The organism is Mesorhizobium sp. WSM3873 (genome assembly GCF_001672445.1).
Classification (GTDB): domain Bacteria; phylum Pseudomonadota; class Alphaproteobacteria; order Rhizobiales; family Rhizobiaceae; genus Mesorhizobium.
Genome location: NZ_LYTM01000034.1, coordinates 346,909 through 364,202 on the forward strand (window position 1 = coordinate 346,909; position 17,294 = coordinate 364,202).

The 17,294-nt window shown below is 64.7% G+C and carries 15 protein-coding genes; 10 read left to right on the forward strand and 5 right to left on the reverse strand.

Annotation, left to right across the window (positions count from 1 at the left end):
• Positions 1–311 precede the first annotated feature (311 nt).
• The 5 genes from A9K71_RS21260 (at position 312) to A9K71_RS21280 (ending at position 6,973) form a co-directional block, all read left to right on the forward strand.
• Positions 312–1,367, forward strand: coding sequence for a LacI family DNA-binding transcriptional regulator (locus A9K71_RS21260; protein ID WP_067000374.1), 1,056 nt, complete (start codon positions 312–314; stop codon positions 1,365–1,367).
• A gap of 65 nt (positions 1,368–1,432) precedes the next feature.
• Positions 1,433–2,680 carry a sugar ABC transporter substrate-binding protein gene (locus A9K71_RS21265; protein WP_067000377.1) on the forward strand — a complete coding sequence of 416 codons (1,248 nt, stop codon included), beginning with the start codon at positions 1,433–1,435 and terminating at the stop codon, positions 2,678–2,680.
• A 486-nt stretch (positions 2,681–3,166) separates the two neighbouring features.
• The gene (locus A9K71_RS21270) at positions 3,167–4,090 is read left to right on the forward strand and encodes a sugar ABC transporter permease (protein WP_067000380.1); all 924 of its coding nucleotides are present in this window, start codon (positions 3,167–3,169) and stop codon (positions 4,088–4,090) included.
• Complete coding sequence (locus A9K71_RS21275; protein WP_067000383.1) at positions 4,090–4,947, forward strand: carbohydrate ABC transporter permease; 858 nt, start codon at positions 4,090–4,092, stop codon at positions 4,945–4,947. The genes A9K71_RS21270 and A9K71_RS21275 overlap by 1 nt, the downstream gene beginning before the upstream one ends.
• A 28-nt stretch (positions 4,948–4,975) precedes the next feature.
• Positions 4,976–6,973, forward strand: coding sequence for a glycoside hydrolase family 127 protein (locus A9K71_RS21280; protein WP_082980624.1), 1,998 nt, complete (start codon positions 4,976–4,978; stop codon positions 6,971–6,973).
• 14 nt (positions 6,974–6,987) lie between these two features.
• On the opposite strand, the gene A9K71_RS21285 is transcribed toward A9K71_RS21280, so the two are convergent.
• Together A9K71_RS21285 and A9K71_RS21290 are read right to left on the reverse strand one after the other, a co-directional pair.
• Complete coding sequence (locus A9K71_RS21285; RefSeq protein ID WP_067000387.1) at positions 6,988–7,788, reverse strand: endonuclease/exonuclease/phosphatase family protein; 801 nt, start codon at positions 7,786–7,788, stop codon at positions 6,988–6,990.
• A gap of 25 nt (positions 7,789–7,813) precedes the next feature.
• A complete protein-coding gene (locus A9K71_RS21290) occupies positions 7,814–9,274 on the reverse strand; it encodes a phospholipase D-like domain-containing protein (RefSeq protein ID WP_067000389.1) in 1,461 nt (486 codons plus the stop codon).
• Positions 9,275–9,550: 276 nt separating this feature from the next.
• Here A9K71_RS21290 and A9K71_RS21295 point away from each other — a divergent pair, with 276 nt between their 5' ends.
• A complete protein-coding gene (locus A9K71_RS21295) occupies positions 9,551–12,229 on the forward strand; it encodes a PAS domain S-box protein (RefSeq protein WP_067000935.1) in 2,679 nt (892 codons plus the stop codon).
• 40 nt (positions 12,230–12,269) lie between these two features.
• Positions 12,270–12,731: a response regulator gene (locus tag A9K71_RS30710; RefSeq protein ID WP_082954105.1), complete on the forward strand. Its 462-nt coding sequence runs from the start codon at positions 12,270–12,272 to the stop codon at positions 12,729–12,731.
• Here A9K71_RS30710 and A9K71_RS21300 read toward each other — a convergent pair.
• Together A9K71_RS21300 and A9K71_RS21305 are read right to left on the reverse strand one after the other, a co-directional pair.
• Positions 12,662–12,991, reverse strand: coding sequence for a hypothetical protein (locus A9K71_RS21300; protein WP_067000392.1), 330 nt, complete (start codon positions 12,989–12,991; stop codon positions 12,662–12,664). The two genes, A9K71_RS30710 and A9K71_RS21300, sit on opposite strands and share 70 nt — an antisense overlap.
• A 77-nt stretch (positions 12,992–13,068) precedes the next feature.
• Entirely contained in the window at positions 13,069–13,818 is a 750-nt protein-coding gene (locus tag A9K71_RS21305; RefSeq protein ID WP_067000395.1) for a DUF899 family protein, read from the reverse strand.
• Positions 13,819–13,952: 134 nt separating this feature from the next.
• On the opposite strand from A9K71_RS21305, the gene A9K71_RS21310 reads away from it, so the two are divergent.
• The 3 genes from A9K71_RS21310 to A9K71_RS21320 all read left to right on the forward strand — a co-directional run bounded on the left by A9K71_RS21310 (position 13,953) and on the right by A9K71_RS21320 (position 16,162).
• Positions 13,953–15,173, forward strand: coding sequence for a DNA-binding protein (locus tag A9K71_RS21310; RefSeq protein WP_067000398.1), 1,221 nt, complete (start codon positions 13,953–13,955; stop codon positions 15,171–15,173).
• Positions 15,174–15,204: 31 nt separating this feature from the next.
• The gene (locus A9K71_RS21315) at positions 15,205–15,864 is read left to right on the forward strand and encodes a PQQ-binding-like beta-propeller repeat protein (RefSeq protein ID WP_067000401.1); all 660 of its coding nucleotides are present in this window, start codon (positions 15,205–15,207) and stop codon (positions 15,862–15,864) included.
• A gap of 109 nt (positions 15,865–15,973) precedes the next feature.
• Positions 15,974–16,162 (forward strand): DUF1059 domain-containing protein, encoded by a 189-nt coding sequence (locus A9K71_RS21320; protein ID WP_067000403.1) that lies wholly within the window; start codon positions 15,974–15,976, stop codon positions 16,160–16,162.
• Between the two features lie 13 nt (positions 16,163–16,175).
• Here the strand turns inward: A9K71_RS21320 and A9K71_RS21325 are convergent, their stop codons facing one another.
• Positions 16,176–17,264, reverse strand: coding sequence for an acyltransferase family protein (locus tag A9K71_RS21325; RefSeq protein WP_067000938.1), 1,089 nt, complete (start codon positions 17,262–17,264; stop codon positions 16,176–16,178).
• Between the last annotated feature and the right edge of the window lie 30 nt (positions 17,265–17,294).

The following is a 17,294-nucleotide window of genomic DNA, read 5'->3' on the forward strand; positions in this document are numbered from 1 at the left end:
GAGGTCATTTCATATAGACATTATTTAGGCAAAGCACGCTGAGCCATCTGAAGCCCTAAAACGTCCATGGACAGCCGCTTACATCAATCTGGCCTAAAGGGGCCGCCCGATTCGTTCTATTCCGGCTATCCGAAGAGACGCCCAAGGATCGAGCGCGGCGTCACCCCCTTGCCAACGCCGCCACCTTCGCCTAATCTCCTTTCTGAGAAAACCTTTTCCCAAATCGCCTTGCGTCCGCTGACCTCACCCGTCATCTTCGCGCAGGGCGATAAGAGAAAACCTTTTCCCAACTCAGGGATGCGCCTCGAACTATGTCTTCCGACGCCGAGCCAGCGCCAGTTTCCGCCAAGCCGCCGGTCACGCTGCGCGAGGTGGCGGCTGCGGCCGGCGTCAGCGTGGCGACGGCGTCGAAGGCGCTGAACGGGCGGGGGCGCATGACCGCCGAGACGCGCGAGCGCATCCGTGAGGTGGCGCAGCGTCTCGGCTTCCGGCCGAACCATCTGGCGCAGAGCCTGCTGCGCAAGCGCTCCTTCACCGTCGGCCTGCTCACCAACGATACCTATGGCCGCTTCTCGCTGCCGCTGATGGCCGGCGTTTCGGATGCGCTGGTCGACAATGGCGTCTCGGTGTTCCTGTGCAATGTCGAGGACGACACAAGGCTCGGCCAGCTGCATGTCGAGGCCATGCTCGACAAGCGCGTCGACGGCATCATCGCCACGGGAAAGCGCATCGACCGCCATCTGCCGATCGATCTCTCGAATCTGCGCATTCCCGTCGTCTATGCCTTCACCCAGCCGGATCCCGGCGCGGTCGGCCTGGTTTCGGACGACGCCGGCGGCGCGCGGCTGGCGGTCGAGCATTTTTTGCGGCTCGGGCGCCGCCGCATCGCCCATGTTACCGGACCGGCGGGCTTCGCGGTGGTGCACGCGCGGGCCGAGGCTTACCGGAAGGTGCTCGCGGCGCACGGCCTGCCGATCGGCGAGCCGCTGCTCGGCGCCTGGTCGGAAGCCTGGGGCCACGATGCGGTGGCAAAGCTGTTCGGCAACGGCCGGGGCAGGGAAGGCTGGCCCGATGCCGTCTTCTGCGGCAACGACCAGATCGCGCGCGGCGTCATCGACGCGCTGCGCGAGCGCGGCATCCGCGTGCCCGACGATGTCGGCGTGATCGGCTTCGACAATTGGGAGATCGTGGCCGAGGCGACGCGCCCGCCGCTGACCTCCGTCGACATGAATCTTTCGACGCTCGGCCGCGAGGCCGGGCTTGCTCTGCTTTCGCTCGTGGGCGGCCAGCCGGCCGCGCCGGGCATCAGGAAACTGCCGTGCCGGCTGGTGGTGCGTCAGTCATGCGGCCGTCCGCCGGGCGGCTGAGGCATCGAACGAAACGGCCGTCGCGCAACGGCCAAATTGGGAGGAGAACCATGAGGAGGAATACCGTGAAAACCATGTTTGCCAAGCTGGCCTTGGCCGCGGCCGTGATCGGCGGCGGCTTGCAGGCGGCGTCCGCCGAGACCGCCAACATCTGGGTGCGCGCCGACGGCTCGAATTTCATGCCGCGCATCGTCGACGCCTTCAACAAGGCGCATAAGGACCAGATCAAGCTCGACATCATCCCGAACGCCGAGATCATCCCGAAATATGGCGCCGCCGCCGCCGGCGGCACCGCGCCAGACGCGCTGTCGCTCGACCTGATCTACACGCCGTCCTTCGCTGCCGCCGGCCAGCTTGAGGACATCACCGACTGGGCGAAATCCTTGCCCTATTTTTCCAGCCTGTCGCCGGCGCATGTGAAGACCGGCACCTATAAGGGCCGCATCTATGGCCTGCCGTTCTCGGCCGATTCTTCGGTGCTGATCTGGAACAAGAAGCTGTTCAAGCAGGCCGGGCTCGACCCGGAAAAGGGGCCGAAGACCTGGGCCGAGATCGACGCCGACGCCGAGAAGGTCAATGCGCTCGGCGGCGACATCAAGGGCTTCTACTTCTCCGGCAATTGCGGCGGCTGCAACATCTTCACCTTCACGCCGCTGATCTGGGCCTCGGGCGGCGACATTCTCTCCGAGGACGGCTCCAAGGCGACGCTCGACAGCCCGCAGCTGCGCGGCGCGATCGACCTCTACCGCTCGATGGTGAAGAAGGGGCTGGTGCCCGAGGGCGCGCAGACCGACACCGGCGCCAACTTCTTCGCCGCCTTTGCCGGCGGCAAGATCGGCCTTTCGCCGTCCGGCGCCTTCGCCATCGGCGCGCTCAACACGCAATATCCTGATATCGACTACGGCATCACCTTCCTGCCGGGCAAGGATGGCGGCTGGTCGTCCTTCGCCGGCGGCGACAATTTCGTCGTCACCAAGGGTACCAAGAAGATTGCCGTGGTGAAGGAGTTTCTGGACTTCGCCTACTCGCTCGAGGGCCAGACCATCCTCGCCAAATATGGTAGCCTGCCGGTGCGCGGCGACATCGCCAAGGAGGCGCTCAAGGACCTCGATCCGCGCTACCAGGTGGCGGCCGAGGCGATGGCCAAGGGCCGCACGCCCTATTCGGTGGTGTTCAACGACCTGATCAACTCCGCCAACGGGCCGTGGACGCAGATGGTCAACGAGGTCTTCTTCGGCGACGATGTCGACGGCGCCATCGCCAATGCCCAGGAGACCATGCAGTCGATCATCGACCAGGCGCCGCAGAAGTAAAGCGCGGCCCTAAACCTCTCCCTCGAGGGAGGTCGGACCGCAGGTCCGGGTGGGGTCGCCCGCGAAGTACACCGACGCTATCTCCCCGTAGGCGCACTTCACAGCGGACCCCACCCCCGGCCTTCGGCCGGACCCTCCCCTCAAGGGGGAGGGGGACGCCGCGCTAAATGGCAGGATTATCGCGTTGAGAAAGCTCACTCATCATCATCGCCAAGTTGAGGCGCCGCGAGGTTCGCTCCCTCTTCTCCCCCTGTGGGGTGAGAAGCGGTCCGCGCAGCGGACGAAAAGCCAATTGCTTGGCTTTTCGAGCTTCGAACGCCCTGAGCCTGCGAAGGGCCGGGCGGTGGCCGATCCACCTCCGGCCGGGTCCCCGCTGCTTCGCAGCGTCCCGGCGTTCGCCGGCCTTTCATCGTGCCACTGGCACGATGAATTCACCTTCGGTGAACCGGCTGCTCACCCCACAAGGGGAGAAGGGGGAGCTCAGCCATGACCACCCTCACTGCAACCCACGCGCCCGCGCGCGCCAGACGCATCGGCGTCAGCCGCCGGCAATGGGTGGGCCTGCTCTATGTCCTGCCGGCCGTCGCCTTCGTCACCGTCTTCTTCGTCATCCCGCTCGGCATGACGGCGTGGATGTCGCTGCACAACTGGCCGCTGATGGGCGAGCACGCTTTCATCGGCCTCGATAATTATGTCGCCATCCTGCGCGACACCCGGTTCTGGAACGCGCTCAAATTCACCTTCTACTACACGCTGATCGTCACCATCGCGATCTTCGCCGTCGCCTTCCCGCTGGCGATCTTCATCGAACGGCCGCGCCCGCTCACCAATCTCTACCGCACAGCCTTCTTCATGCCGGCGGTGGTGGGCTTTGCTTCCGCAAGCCTGCTCTGGTCGTGGCTGTTGAACGTCGATTCCGGCCTGTTCAGTCCGGCCGCTTACGACCTCGGCCTGACCGAGAGGAAGGCCAATCTTCTCGCCACCTTCCAGCCGGCCTTCTGGTCGATCATCGCCATGGTGGTCTGGAAAGTAGCCGGCTTCACCATGATCATCCTGATGACCGGCCTGCAGTCGATCCCGCAGGACCTGCAGGAGGCCGCCGTCATCGATGGGGCAGGGCCGTTCGCCCGCTTCAGGGCCATCACCCTGCCGCTGATGCGCCGCACCTTGGCGCTGGCGCTGATCCTGTCGGTCGCGGGCTCGATCCTCGCCTTCGACCAGTTCTACATCATCCTGCGCGGCGGCCCGCGCAACCAGACGCTGACGGCGGTCTACTGGATCTTCAATCAGTCCTTCGTCTCGTTCAAGCTCGGCTACGGCGCGGCACTTTCCATGGTGCTGCTGGTCATCCTGGTGGCGCTCAGCCTCATCCAGCTCTGGCTGCTGCGCAAGCCCGAGGGGCTCGACTGATGGCCGAGGCGATGTCGCAGCACCGCAAGGCGGCCTTCAGCCTAGCCAGGCATTCCACCGGCATCATCGCCTCGGTGCTGTTTTTGGCGCCGATCGTGTGGACGGTGCTCTCCACCTTCAAGCCGGCGCAGGAAGCGCGCCAGCCGCCGCTGCCGCCCTGGCCGACCACCGGCTTCTCGGTCGAGAACTATCAGACGCTGAACACCTTCGGCGACGGGCTTTGGGCCTCGGCGCAGAACAGCATCTATGTCTCGGTGATGACGGTGTTGCTCTCCGTGCTGGTCAGCGTGCTCGCCGGCTACGGCTTCTCGCGTTTCCGCTTCCCGTTCCGGGACTTCTTCTTCATCCTCATCCTGTCGACGATCATGATCCCGTTCCAGTCGATCCTGACGCCGATCTTCCTGGTGCTGACGAAACTCGGTCTGCACAACACGCTGACCGGACTGGTCTGCGTCTATGTCACGCTGCAGCTGCCGTTCTCGATCTTCATGATGCGCAACGCCTTCGACGCCGTGCCGCGCGAGATCGAGGAGGCGGCGCGCATGGATGGCGCCAACAATGTCACCATGCTGGTCAAGGTGATGCTGCCGCTGGTCTGGCCGGGCGTCGTCACCATCGCGCTGTTCGCTTTCCTCGGCGCCTGGAACGAGTTCCTGGCCGCGCTCGTGCTGATGACCGACCAGTCGAAATTCACCCTGCCGGTGATGATGACGGCGCTCCAGTCCGGCCGCTTTGGCGCCATCGATTGGGGCGCGGTGCAGGCGGGCGTCACGGTGATGATGGTGCCCTGCCTGATCCTGTTCCTCGCGCTGCAGCGCTTCTACATCCGCGGCCTGATGGCCGGGGCCGTCAAATGATTTTCCCGCATTCGAATGGAGTGACGTTATGACCGCAGCACAATCCGCCACCGCAGCCCAGGCAGCCGCGACCGCGAAGCCGAAGCTTGCCTTCCGGCCGCTGCCCGTGCCGCAGGTCGATGTCCGCGGCTTCTGGGGCGACCGTGTCGACGCGGTCGCCGCCAAGACCGCCGGCATCCTCTACGACCGCTGCGTCGAGGCGCGCATGCTGGAGCAGATCGATCCCGACCGGCCGTCGCCGGGGGTCGTCATTCCGTTCCATTCGCCGTCGCCCGACGAGGCCGACGCGCAGGGCGCCGAGTTCACCGGCTCGACGGTGACGACCCAGATGTTCTGGGATTCCGACTGGGGCAAGACCATCGAGACCGCCGCCTATTCGCTCTACCGGCGCCGCAATCCGGAGCTGGAGAAGAAGATCGATGCCGTCATCGACATGTACGGCAAGCTGCAGCAGGAGGACGGCTATCTCTCCAGCTGGTACCAGCGCATCCAGCCGGGTCTCCGCTGGACCAACCTGCGCGACTGCCACGAACTCTACTGCGCCGGCCATCTGATCGAGGGCGCCGTCGCCTACTTTCAGGCGACGGGAAAGCGCAAGCTGCTCGACATCATGAGCCGTTACGCCGACCACATCGCCTCGATGTTCGGCCCGGAGCCCGGCAAGAAAAAGGGCTATTGCGGCCATGAGGAGATCGAGCTGGCGCTGGTGAAGCTCGCGCGGGCGACGGGCGAGAAGAAGTACATGGATCTGGCGAAGTACTTCATCGACCAGCGCGGCCAGCAGCCGCATTATTTCGACGAGGAGGCGCGCGCCCGCGGCGCCGACCCGAAGGCCTATCATTTCAAAACCTACGAATACAATCAGTCGCACAAGCCGGTGCGCGAGCAGGACAAGGTCGTCGGCCACGCTGTGCGGGCGATGTACCTCTTCTCCGGCATGGCCGACATTGCCACCGAATATGGCGACGACAGCTTGCGCGCTGCGCTCGACAGGCTGTGGGACGATCTGACCACCAAGAGCCTCTATGTCACCGGCGGCCTCGGGCCGTCGGCTCACAATGAAGGTTTCACCAGCGACTACGACCTGCCCAACGAAACCGCCTATGCCGAGACCTGCGCCTCGGTCGGCCTGGTGTTCTGGGCGAGCCGGATGCTGGGCATGGGGCCGAACCGCCGTTATGCCGACATGATGGAGCGGGCGCTCTACAACGGCTCGATCTCGGGCCTGTCGCTCGACGGCTCGCTGTTCTTCTACGAGAACCCGCTGGAGAGCCGCGGCGGCCACCACCGCTGGAAATGGCACCGCTGCCCCTGCTGCCCGCCCAATATCGGCCGCATGGTGGCTTCGATCGGCAGCTATTTCTACGGCCTCGCCGACGATGCGCTGGCCGTGCACCTCTATGGCGACTCCACCGCACGCTTCGAGATCGCCGGCCGGCCTGTCAGCCTGGTCCAGACCAGCAATTATCCTTGGGACGGCGCGGTCTCGATCGAGATCGAGGCACAGACACCGGTTGAATTCACGCTTTACCTGCGCATACCCGCATGGTGCCGCAACGCGGCGCTGAAGCTGAACGGCAACATGCTCGATCTCGATGCGGTCACGGTCGACGGCTATGCCGCGATCCGCCGCGAATGGCAAAAGGGCGACCGCGTCGAGCTCGACCTCGAAATGTCGATGGCGCGCCTCTTCGCCAATCCGGAAGTGCGGCAGGACATCGGCCGCGTCGCGCTGTCGCGCGGCCCGCTGCTCTACTGCGTCGAGGAGACCGACAATGGCGGCGGACTGCACCGCATTGCGCTGCCGCGCACGGCCAGGCTGGAGGCGCACAAAGAGCCGAACCTGCTCGGCGGTATCGTCACGCTTTCGGCGATCGGCAGCCGGGCCGAGGCGAAGAACTGGGGCGGCCATCTCTACCGCCCCGAGCCGCCGGAAACCGAAGAGCCGACGCTCAAGGCAATTCCTTACTTCGCCTGGGACAACCGCGACCCCGGCGAGATGCTGGTCTGGCTCAGGGAAGGGTAGGGCGATCGCTCGATCTACAGATGCACGAAGGCGGTCAGCGGCAGGTGGTCGGACGCCACGCGCGACAGCGGCGTGTCATGCGCTTCCACCGCCGACACCATGCCGTTGCGGTTGCCCATGATCCGGTCGAGCGCCAGCACCGGCAGGCCGGACGGAAAGGTGGGCACAGCGGGCAGCGAGGGGCCGAAGGTGGTGTGCAGCGTGTTGAGCGCGGAGCGGTTGCCCAGCCGCCATTCGTTGAGGTCGCCGAGCAGGAGCGTCGGCCTTTCGTCGGCGCTGCTCATGATATCGAGCACGACGCGGGCCTGTTCCGAGCGCGAGCGGCGCAACAGGCCGAGATGCGCGGCGATCACGCGCAGCGTCCGGTTCTCGTCGAGGTCGATCTCGGCGACCAGCGCCCCGCGCGGCTCCAGGCCGGGCAGCTTGATCTGGTGCACGTCGCGCACCGTGCCCCGCTTGAACAGAAGCACGTTGCCGCGCCAGCCATGTGCCTTGCCGTTTCCGGTGACCGGCACCGGCACCAGCCCCGTTTCGATTTCGAGGCGGTTGAGGTCGAGCAGTCCGGCGCGGTCGCCGAAGCGGTTGTCGGCCTCCTGCAGCGCGATCACATCGGGGCTGATCTCGCGGATGACGCGCGCGGTCCGCTCGGGGTCGAACTTGCGGTCGGTGCCGATGCATTTGTGGACGTTGTAGGAGGCGACCACCATCTCGGCGCCGCCGACCCGTTTGGGCGCCGTGGCTTTCGCTTTCCGCATCTTTCTGCCGCGGATCGACAGGAGCACGGTTTCGGGGAGGGTGCGTCCGTTTCTCTCCATGGTTCCTGCTGCTCGTCTTTCTTGCCTACAGATAGGGCGATCCCAGCCACAGCAATCGGTCGAGGACACGAATGACGAAGGCTCTGGCCCTCAGCATCTCGAGTGTCACCGGTTTCGCCGACGCGATCGCCGCGTCGATACGCGCCTCGATCGCCCGGGCGAAGTTGGCATCCAGGACCTCCATGTCGATCTCGAAATTCAGCCTGAGCGACCGGGCGTCGAGATTGGACGAGCCGACATAAGCCCACGCGCCGTCGATTGCCATAAGTTTCGAATGATCGAAGGGGCCTTCGTGGCGCCACACCCGGCAATAATGCTTCAGCACCTGGTCGAACTGTGCCGTCATGGCGCGGTCGACGAGGAAAAGGTTGTTCACCGCGGGCACCACGATGTCGATCTGGACACCGCGCGCGCCGGCCGTGGTCAGCGCGCTGATCAGCTCGCGGTCCGGCAGGAAATAGGGCGACATGATGCGGATCGATTTGCGGGCGACCGAAAACGCTCCCATCAGCAGCTTGTGGTTGGTTTCGTTCGCGGCATCCGGTCCTGTCGCCACGGCTCTGACCAGCATCGGCTGGCCGGGCGGCGGGGTGGTTCGCTCGACCTGCCAGGCGTCGCCCTTCAGCGCCTCGTTGCTGGCGAAGCGCCAGTCCTCGGCGGCGACTGAGAACAGGTCGACCACCACCGGCCCGGTGACCTCGAAATGCGTGTCCCTGGAGCTGTCGGAACCGGCGAATTCGGCCGAGAACCCCTTGCGGATGTTCATGCCTCCGGTAAACGCCACCGTCGCGTCGATGACCAGGACCTTCCTGTGGGTTCTGAGATTCGCATAAGGAAGTCTCAAGCCCATGACGATGTTGCCGTTGAAGAGATCGACGGCGACGTTGGCCTCCCTGAGCTGCTTCAGGATGCTGGGTACCGAATAACGCACGCCAACGGCGTCGATCAGCACGCGCACGGCGACGCCGCGTTTGACCGCGGCGGAGAGCGACTGCACGAACATCTGTCCGACGGCGTCGTTGTCGAAGATGTAAGTTTCGAGAAGCACGCTCTTTTGCGCGCCGTCGATCGCCCGGCACATCGCCGTATAGGCCTCGTCGCCGGTCTCGAGCACGGCGATGGTGTTTCCCGAAGTCAGCGGACGCCGCGCCACCCTGTCGCCCAGTGTCTTCAATCCGACGAAGCGCTGGCCGAATTGGGCCTCGATCAAGGCTTCGACGGCGACGTCGCGATTGTGCCCGGCCTCATCCGCCGAACCGGCGCTGGGTCGCATGGCGCTGATTGTCGCGCGGCGGATCCGGTTGATGCCGGCGATGGCGTAGATGATCGCGCCGAGGAAGGGCGACAGAAGCATCACGCCGACCCACCCCGTGGCGGCGCGCACGTCTTCCTTCGTCATGATGGCATGGACGATGCCGACCGCCGCCATCGCCAACGACAGGAGAAGGATGAGCGTCTGCCAGTGACTCGCTACCGCCTCGAACATCGCCCCGACTATTGTGCGAGCCGGCGCGGAAGGCAATGCGCCAGGTCAAGGCGATCCGGACTCGCATGCAGCTCTTCCACCGATTGCAGGAGCGGATCCCGCCAGGTGCGACCGGTCGTTCGGACGCTCGGCGCCTCTGTGCGAAAATGGGTCCAGCAGGCAGGGCGAAATCGCAGTTATGTCCGCACCCGCCTCGATGCCGAAGTGTCGGAGCTCACGCGGGAACATTCGGCGATCCGATGCGTTTGGTTTTTCGTTGCCGAGCGGGAATGGGAGATGCGCATCGAAAGCCTTCAAGGAACCGAGGGGTTTATCCGTACCCCGCAGGACGCCGTCGCCCTGCAAATTCCGCCCGACTTCATCGAGACGCTGCCCATTGCGATCTACGCTTGCGACGCGCAGGGCCGATTGCTTTGGTTCAACAAACGCGCTGCCGACCTGTGGGGGCGAACGCCCTTGCTTGGCTCGGACACCGAACTTTTTTGCGGATCTCACAGACTCTATCTCGATGGACGCGAGATCGCGCGCGCCGAAACCCCGATGGCCGCGGTGCTGCGAACCGGCATTCCCGTCAGGGGGGTTGAAGGCAAGCTCGAGCGGCCGGACGGCACGGCGATATGGGTGATGGTCCACATCGAGCCGATCGAAGACGAGGACGGTCGGGTCGTCGGAGCCATCAACTGTTTCCACGACGTCACGGACCGGCGTCTGAGCGATGAGATCATTGGGCAACAGGAACAGCGGCTCGCTGCGACTTACCAGCATGCGGCGATTGGCATCGCTGAAGTCAATGCGAAGGGCGAACTCGGGCGCGTCAACGGCTACCTGGCCGACCTGCTCGGCTATTCGGCCGATGAACTTGTGGGTAGGTCGGTGTTCGATGCCACTCTGGCGGAGAATGTCGATGCGGACCTGCGTCAGTTCGAGCGTCAGGTGCGAGGCGAGATCGACAGCTACCGGCACGAGAAGCGCTTCATCCGCAAGGACGGGGCAAGAGTCTGGGTCGCGGTCACGTCCTCGAGCGTAAGGGACTCCGAAGGCCGCTTCTTGTATGCGGTGCGCGTGCAGCAGGATATCACCGCGCGCAAGAAGGCCGAGGCCGCGCTCGTCCGGCATCTGGAGCAGCAGGCGGCGCTTTACGAATTCACGGACAGCCTTCAGCGCGCGGCGAATCTCGGCGAGGTTCGCGAGATAGCCCTTAGCACCATCATTCGCGCATTGGGTGCGGACCGGGCGTCCATACTCTTTTTCGACAACACCGGCTTCCTCAGATTTGCTGCCTCGCGGGGCCTGTCGCAAGCTTACAGAAAGGCCGTCGAAGGCCATTCCCCCTGGTCGCGAGACACACGCGATCCCGAACCAATCGCTATTGCAGACGTCGAGCAAAGCGGGTTGCCGGACGACCTCAAGGCGGCTGTGCGGGACGAAGGCATTGCAGCGCTGGCTTTCATTCCGATCTCGGTGCGCGGTCAGTTGGTCGGCAAGTTCATGACCTATTACGATCATCCGCACGATTTCGTGGAGTCCGAGCTTCGTTTTGCGCTGACGGTGGCCGGACAACTCGGCTTCGCGGTCGACCGCGTGCGGCTCGAGACCGCCCGCCAGACGACGGAGCGCGCCGCAAATCAGCTGGTGGCCATTGTCGAATCCTCTCACGACGCGATCATCAGCAAGGATCTCAACGGCATTATCGCCTCATGGAATGCCAGCGCGGAGCGCCTGTTCGGCTTCACGGCCGACGAGGCGATCGGCAGGCACATCACGATGATCATCCCCGATGACCGGCTGGGCGAGGAGCCGGAAATCATCAGGCGCATCAGCAGCGGCGAAAGCGTCGATCACTTCGAAACGGTGCGTCGCCGCAAGGACGGCAGTCTCGTCGATATTTCCCTGACGATTTCGCCCATCCGCAACAGCCAGGGCCGCATCATCGGCGCCTCGAAGATTGCGCGCGACATTACCGACCAAAAGATGGCTGAAGCCAAGCTGCGGGCGAGCGAGCGTCAGCTGCGCGACCTGCTGGCGGCAATTCCGGCCGCGATCTACACGACGGATGCCGACGGCACGATAACCTTTTTCAACGAGGCGGCCGTCGAGCTTTCCGGGCGCGTTCCGCAGATCGGCAAAGATAAGTGGTGCGTGACGTGGAAACTGTTCTGGCCGGACGGAACCCCGCTTCCTCACGACCAGTGCCCGATGGCGGTCGCCCTGAAGGAGGGGCGTCCGATACGCAACGCTGAAGCCGTCGCCGAGCGCCCGGACGGCGTGCGCATTCCCTTCATCCCGTATCCGACGCCGCTGCGCGATGAAGATGGCAAGATCGTCGGCGGCATCAACATGCTGGTCGATATCAGCGAACGCAAACAGGCCGAAACACAGCAGCGGCTGCTCTTCAATGAGCTGAATCATCGTGTGAAGAACAACATGCAGATGCTGCAGTCACTGCTGAGCTTGGCGGGTCAACGGGCAGCGAACCCGCAAGCGCGAGAAATTTTGCGTGAAGCCGGCAACCGCGTCGCGGCCATGGCCGCTGCTCAGCAGGTCCTGTACGAGACGGTCGATTCGACGCAGTTCAACGCGAAGGGTTTCTTGCTTGCGGTTTGCGGGACAATAAAGCAGACCTTCCCGAAGGAAGTCGCGGTTGAGTTCGAGGCTGATGATGCAAAGCTTTCGAATGACGTTGCAATGCCGCTGGCGCTGATCCTGAACGAGGTTCTGACCAACGCCATAAAAGATGGAACTCCCGACGGAGTCGGCACAATCCGGGTCGGGCTTCGGCGCGATGCGGACGGCTTCCAGGTATTCGTCGAAGACAGCGGTCCCGGCTTTGACCTGGCTTCGGTCCGCGACCGTTCGTCCGGATTGAAGCTGGTTCAGGGCTTGGCGCGGCAGCTGCACGGCAAGCTTGTCGTTACCAAGGAACCGAAGACGCGCTGCAGCATTCGGTTCTCATGAAGCTCTCGCCGGCTCTTCTTCAGTTCCTGGATGGCTCTCGATGACCGAGCTTGCTGCCCCACACGGACGCCGTCGGCCAATCCCAACGAAAGCCGCGTCGGCCGAACCTGTGGCCGCCGCATTGCCCACGCGGATCTTGGTCGTCGAGGATGATTTTCTCATCTCCCTCGAGATGGAGAGCACTCTGACCGCGGCCGGTTTCGAGGTCGTAGTCGTCGGCTCAGGCGAGGAAGCGCTCGATAGCGCAGCTGCGGACCGGCCTGATCTGGTTGTGATGGATATCCGGCTGTCCGGCGCCATGGATGGAATTCAAACTGCCCTGGAGTTGTTTCGAATTTACGGTTTGCGGTCGGTTTTTGCGACGGCGCATTCCGATTCCGACGTCCGCGCCCGGGCAGCGCCAGCGGAGCCGCTGGGCTGGCTGGTAAAGCCCTACACGCCGGCATCCCTGCTCTCAGCCATCCGCTCCGCGCTTAGGTCCGGCAGCTCGTCGGCAGGTTGAAACGCCGAATCCGCCGCCCCTCTGGCGAGCAGCCGCAGCCAGGGCGCGAGGTGGAAGGCAGCCATCAGGAAATACATCGGCGCCATGCCGCTGAGCACGGAGGCTCCGGGCCCGGACATGCACATCGCGTCCGGTCCGCTATCGGCGGCAGTGAGCAACGTCATGACGGCAAAGGTCGGTGCCGCCGCGAGACATAACCAGTCGGCCAGGCCGAATCCGCTCAGGCCTGCCGGGCGAGGGGCGGGATTGTCGATGCTCATGATCTCTACCTTCCAACTGCTTTCAGGAAAGTTCGGCTCTGGCGGCGCGGGCGACGCCGCCAGAGTCGCTTCGGCGCTCAGGCGTTCTTGTTGCGAAACGCCGCTTCGCCGGCATCCGACACCTCGACCCATCGCTGGTCGGGCGCGGCGCCTTCCTCATAGTTGTCGTGCCAGTTCCACCACTTGTAGGTCTGTGTCTGCGGATAGCCCTCGGGCGAATCCTCCCACACCTCCTGGCGGCCGAGCGGGGTGACGTCGAGATAGCTCCACACCGTGCCGAACGCCTCGTCGCCGCGGTTGTTGACGAAATAGGTGCGGAAGATGCGGTTGCCGTCATGGATGAACACGTTGTGGCCGTGCCATTCGTCGACGCCGAAATCCTTGTCCCAGCTGTCGGTGATGGTGTACCAGGACATCTTCCAGTCCATTCGCTGCTTCAGCCGCTGAATGTCGGCCTGCGGCGCGCGGGACGCATAGGCAAGCGTGGTGTCGCGGGCGTTGAGATGGGCGAGGTTGCCGACCATGTCGGCGCCGAGCGAGCAGCCGCGGCAGGCGTGCTCCGGCCAGCCATAGACGCCGGGCTCGAAGAAGGCGCGGTAGATGACCAACTGCCGGCGGCCTTCGAAGAGGTCGAGCAGGCTTGCCTTGCCGTTCGGGCCTTCGAAGACATAGTCCTTCTCGACAGGCATCCACGGCATGCGGCGGCGTTCCGCAGCCAGCGCGTCGCGGGCGCGAGTGAGCGCCTTTTCCTTCACCAGCATTTCTTCATACGCGCCTTCCCAGGCTTCCGGCGAAACGACCGGTGGTGTCTTCATGTGTTGGGTCATTGCTCTTGTCCCGTTCTTGCGTTTGGTTGGGGTGACAAGGGAAACTTAGAGCCGGACGGCGCGATGGTGAGAGTTACAAGTGTGACGCGATTTGATCCGGCAGACCCGGAAGGGTGCATTGGGGCGGGCGTTGCATGGACTCGCTGATCAATGCCGCCGGCCGCGCGCTCGCGACCGGTGATCCGCTGGGCGCCCTGAAACGCGTCGCGCTGCGCGACGACGCCCCGGCGCTGGCGCTGCGCGGCATCGCGATGGCGCAGCTCGGCGACTTCGCCAAGGCCAAGGCGTTGCTGAAGAGCGCCGCCCGCGCCTTCAGCCCGAAAGAGGCGGTTGCGCGCGCCCGCTGCGTCGTCGCCGAGGCCGAGATCGCGCTGGTCTCGCGCGATCTCGGCTGGCCGGACAAAGCGTTGCGAGCCGCCCGCACGACACTTGCCGCGCATGGAGATCGGGTCAACGCCGCCTACGCCGGCAGCCTCGAAGCGCGCCGCCTCATCCTGATCGGTCGGCTCGACGAAGCCGAGCGGCTGCTTGCCGGCTTCGATCCGGGGCCGTTGCCGCCGGTCGCGCGCGTCGCGCATGAGCTCGCGGCCGCGGGCATCGCGGTCAGACGCCTGCGGACGAAGGCCGCGCGCGCCGCGCTCGGCCGGGCCGCGCTCGCAGCCTACGAAGCCAATATCCCGGCGCTGAAGGCGGAGGTCGAAAGCGCATCGCTGGTGCTGAACACGCCCGTCGCGCGGCTCGTGTCGAAGGGCTTGGAGACGCCGCTGCAGCTCGACGAGGTCGAGGCGCTGCTCACCTCAGGCGCCCTCGTCGTCGATGCCTGCCGCAATGTCGTGCGCATAGCCGACACGGTGGTCTCGCTGGCGACGCGGCCGGTGCTGTTTGCGCTGGCGCGAACGCTGGCCGAGGCCTGGCCCGCGGATGCGTCGCGGGAGGTGCTGCTGAAGCGCGCCTTCCGTGCCAGGCACGCCGATGAATCGCATCGTGCGCGGCTCAGGGTCGAGATGGGCCGGCTGCGCGCCGAAATGAACGCGCTGGCGGAAATCAACGCGACGGCCGCCGGTTTTGCGCTAACGCTGCTGACCGCAGCCGAAGTCGTGGTGCTGGCGCCGCCTGTCGAGGAGGAGCATGGCGCAGTGCTCGCCTTCCTCGCCGACGGCGAGTCCTGGTCGAGCTCGGCGCTGGCGATCGCGCTCGGTGCCAGCCCGCGCACCGTGCAGCGGGCGCTGGAAGCGCTTTCGGCCGACAACAAGGTGCAGACGGTCGGCCGCGGCAGGGCGCGCCGCTGGATGACGCCGCCGGTGACCGGATTCCCGACTGTCTTGTTACTCCCGGGTCCGCTGCCGAGCGACTAGTCTGCGGCCATTGTTCAAACGGAGATCGAAAATGAAACGAGCCGCTGCCGAGATCCTGCGCGAATACGGCCCCTTTCCGGACGCCGAGCGCATCAACGGCGTCACCTATGACGGCAAGAAGGTCTGGTTCGCCACCGGCGACAAGCTGAAGGCGCTTGACCCGGAGAGCGGCGCGATCGTGCGGTCGATCGACGTTGCCTCCGATGCCGGGACCGCCTTCGACGGCGAGCATCTCTACCAGATCGGCGAGGACCGCATCCACAAGGTCGACCCGAAGACAGGCAAGGTCGTCGCCACCATTCCCGCCCCCGGCAACGGCGGTGACTCCGGGCTGACCTGGGCCGAGGGGTCGCTCTGGGTCGGCGAATACAGGGCCCACAAGATCCATCAGATCGATCCTGAAACGGGCAAGGTGATCCGCACCATCGAGTCGAAGCGTGTCGTCACCGGCGTCACCTGGGTCGACGGCGAGCTCTGGCATGCCACCTGGGAAGGGGAGGAGGGTGATCTCCTGTGCATCGACCCCCAGACGGGCGATGTGCTGCAGGAGCTGGCGATGCCCTCCGGCGTGTCGGGATTGGAATCCGATGGCCGCGGCTGCTTCTTCTGCGGAGGCGGCAGCAGCGGCAAGATCAAGGCCGTGCGCCGTCCTGGGTACAACCATGACAAGGACACGACAGTCGGCAAATAGCCGGCTCCAGCCAGGCTTGGCACGGCGGTGGTCTTCGGTCTACGACCAGTCCATTGACAAAGGTCGCGCCCCATCGCTCCATTAGGCGTTCCTAAAAAGGGAGGCAGCGATGGCGTATACGTATCGGTGCAAGGACTATCCGGGAATGGAAGCCTGTCCCGGGAGCTTCACGGCAGAAAACGCGGAAGAGGTGATGAAGCACGTTGAGCTTCATGCCCGGTCCGCGCATGGTGAAGACCCGAGCCAATGGTCCCAAGAGGACCGGAAGCAGCTACAGGCGATGATAATCGGAAGCTAGGCGCGCTTCTGCATCAAGCCGCCTCGCGCGCTGGCCGGGCAACGCCCTGGTTTGAGATCTGGCCGGCAGTCGGCCTGTCGACATGCGCCCAGGCCGGTCGCTCGAACAGGAAGGTTCCGAAGCCGGTGCGCTTGACGATGAAGTAGAGAATGACCGGGCTGACGGCCGAGACGAGCAGTACCGCGAGGCTAAGCATGCCGGTATCGGTCAGAAGGCCGCTTGCCAGCATGATCCCGCGGAAGATCGACATCGGGATGGTGAAGGCGACATAGACGACCAGCGAATGCTCGCCGAGCCAGCGCAGCCATTCCATCGCGGCGAATTTCGACAGGAACCCGCCGGCGACGCAGAGCGCCACCGCGCCTGCGACGGCCAGCGCAAGATGCAGCGGCGGCCATGCCGCCAGGCCCATCTGCATGCCGACCGGCTCGACAGCGTAGCCCGGCGAATAGACGAGCAGGCCGTTGACGGTGGCCCACACGATCAGGCCGGCAACGGCGATCGCTGGACGAGCTTGCGTCCACGCGACCAGCCGGAACACCAGCGGCGCCATGACGAAGCCGAGATAGAAGAACACGAAATAGGCGGCGAATTGCGTGAGCGCATAGCTGTCCGAATGCGGTGCCCACATCTGCAGCGCGGCGGCAGCCGAGATGACGATCCAGTGCGGCACGCCTAGCTCGCGCAGGATGCGCGCCACGAAGCCGAACACGGCCAGCATGTAGATGAACCACAGCACGCCATAGGGCTGGACGACAGCCACGGCGAGGTCGTGCAGCATGCCGGCGGGATCGCGGCTGAAGATGCCGATCTTCAGCCCGATCGAGATGACCGCCCACAGGACATAGAAATAGAGGTAGTGGACGACGCGCCGGTCGATATAGCGCCGCCAAGGCCGGTCGATCACCTGCGACAGGAACAGCCCCGAGATCAGGAAGAATTCCGGCATCCGGAACGGGGTCGCGAAGCCGATGACATAATGCAGGAAGCCGACGCCGCCGGTATATTCGCCGGTGTTGTAGGCGGAATACATCATCACCACCAGGATGATCGAAAGACCTTTTGCCGTGTCCACCCACGGCATGCGCGTCGAATTGTTCATGAAAAACCCCGCAAAGGCACCCAGCGCCAT

Bases quoted from the DNA above. Each gene is read 5' to 3' on its own strand.
- A9K71_RS21315 (WP_067000401.1), top strand. From the start codon at position 15,205: ATGAAACGAGCCGCTGCCGAGATCCTGCGCGAATACGGCCCCTTTCCG.
- A9K71_RS21280 (WP_082980624.1), top strand. From the start codon at position 4,976: ATGACCGCAGCACAATCCGCCACCGCAGCCCAGGCAGCCGCGACCGCG.
- A9K71_RS21260 (WP_067000374.1), top strand. From the start codon at position 312: ATGTCTTCCGACGCCGAGCCAGCGCCAGTTTCCGCCAAGCCGCCGGTC.
- A9K71_RS21275 (WP_067000383.1), top strand. From the start codon at position 4,090: ATGGCCGAGGCGATGTCGCAGCACCGCAAGGCGGCCTTCAGCCTAGCC.
- A9K71_RS21320 (WP_067000403.1), top strand. From the start codon at position 15,974: ATGGCGTATACGTATCGGTGCAAGGACTATCCGGGAATGGAAGCCTGT.
- A9K71_RS21285 (WP_067000387.1), bottom strand. From the start codon at position 7,788: ATGGAGAGAAACGGACGCACCCTCCCCGAAACCGTGCTCCTGTCGATC.
- A9K71_RS21295 (WP_067000935.1), top strand. From the start codon at position 9,551: ATGCGCATCGAAAGCCTTCAAGGAACCGAGGGGTTTATCCGTACCCCG.
- A9K71_RS21305 (WP_067000395.1), bottom strand. From the start codon at position 13,818: ATGACCCAACACATGAAGACACCACCGGTCGTTTCGCCGGAAGCCTGG.
- A9K71_RS21300 (WP_067000392.1), bottom strand. From the start codon at position 12,991: ATGAGCATCGACAATCCCGCCCCTCGCCCGGCAGGCCTGAGCGGATTC.
- A9K71_RS21310 (WP_067000398.1), top strand. From the start codon at position 13,953: ATGGACTCGCTGATCAATGCCGCCGGCCGCGCGCTCGCGACCGGTGAT.
- A9K71_RS21325 (WP_067000938.1), bottom strand. From the start codon at position 17,264: ATGAACAATTCGACGCGCATGCCGTGGGTGGACACGGCAAAAGGTCTT.
- A9K71_RS21270 (WP_067000380.1), top strand. From the start codon at position 3,167: ATGACCACCCTCACTGCAACCCACGCGCCCGCGCGCGCCAGACGCATC.
- A9K71_RS30710 (WP_082954105.1), top strand. From the start codon at position 12,270: ATGACCGAGCTTGCTGCCCCACACGGACGCCGTCGGCCAATCCCAACG.
- A9K71_RS21290 (WP_067000389.1), bottom strand. From the start codon at position 9,274: ATGTTCGAGGCGGTAGCGAGTCACTGGCAGACGCTCATCCTTCTCCTG.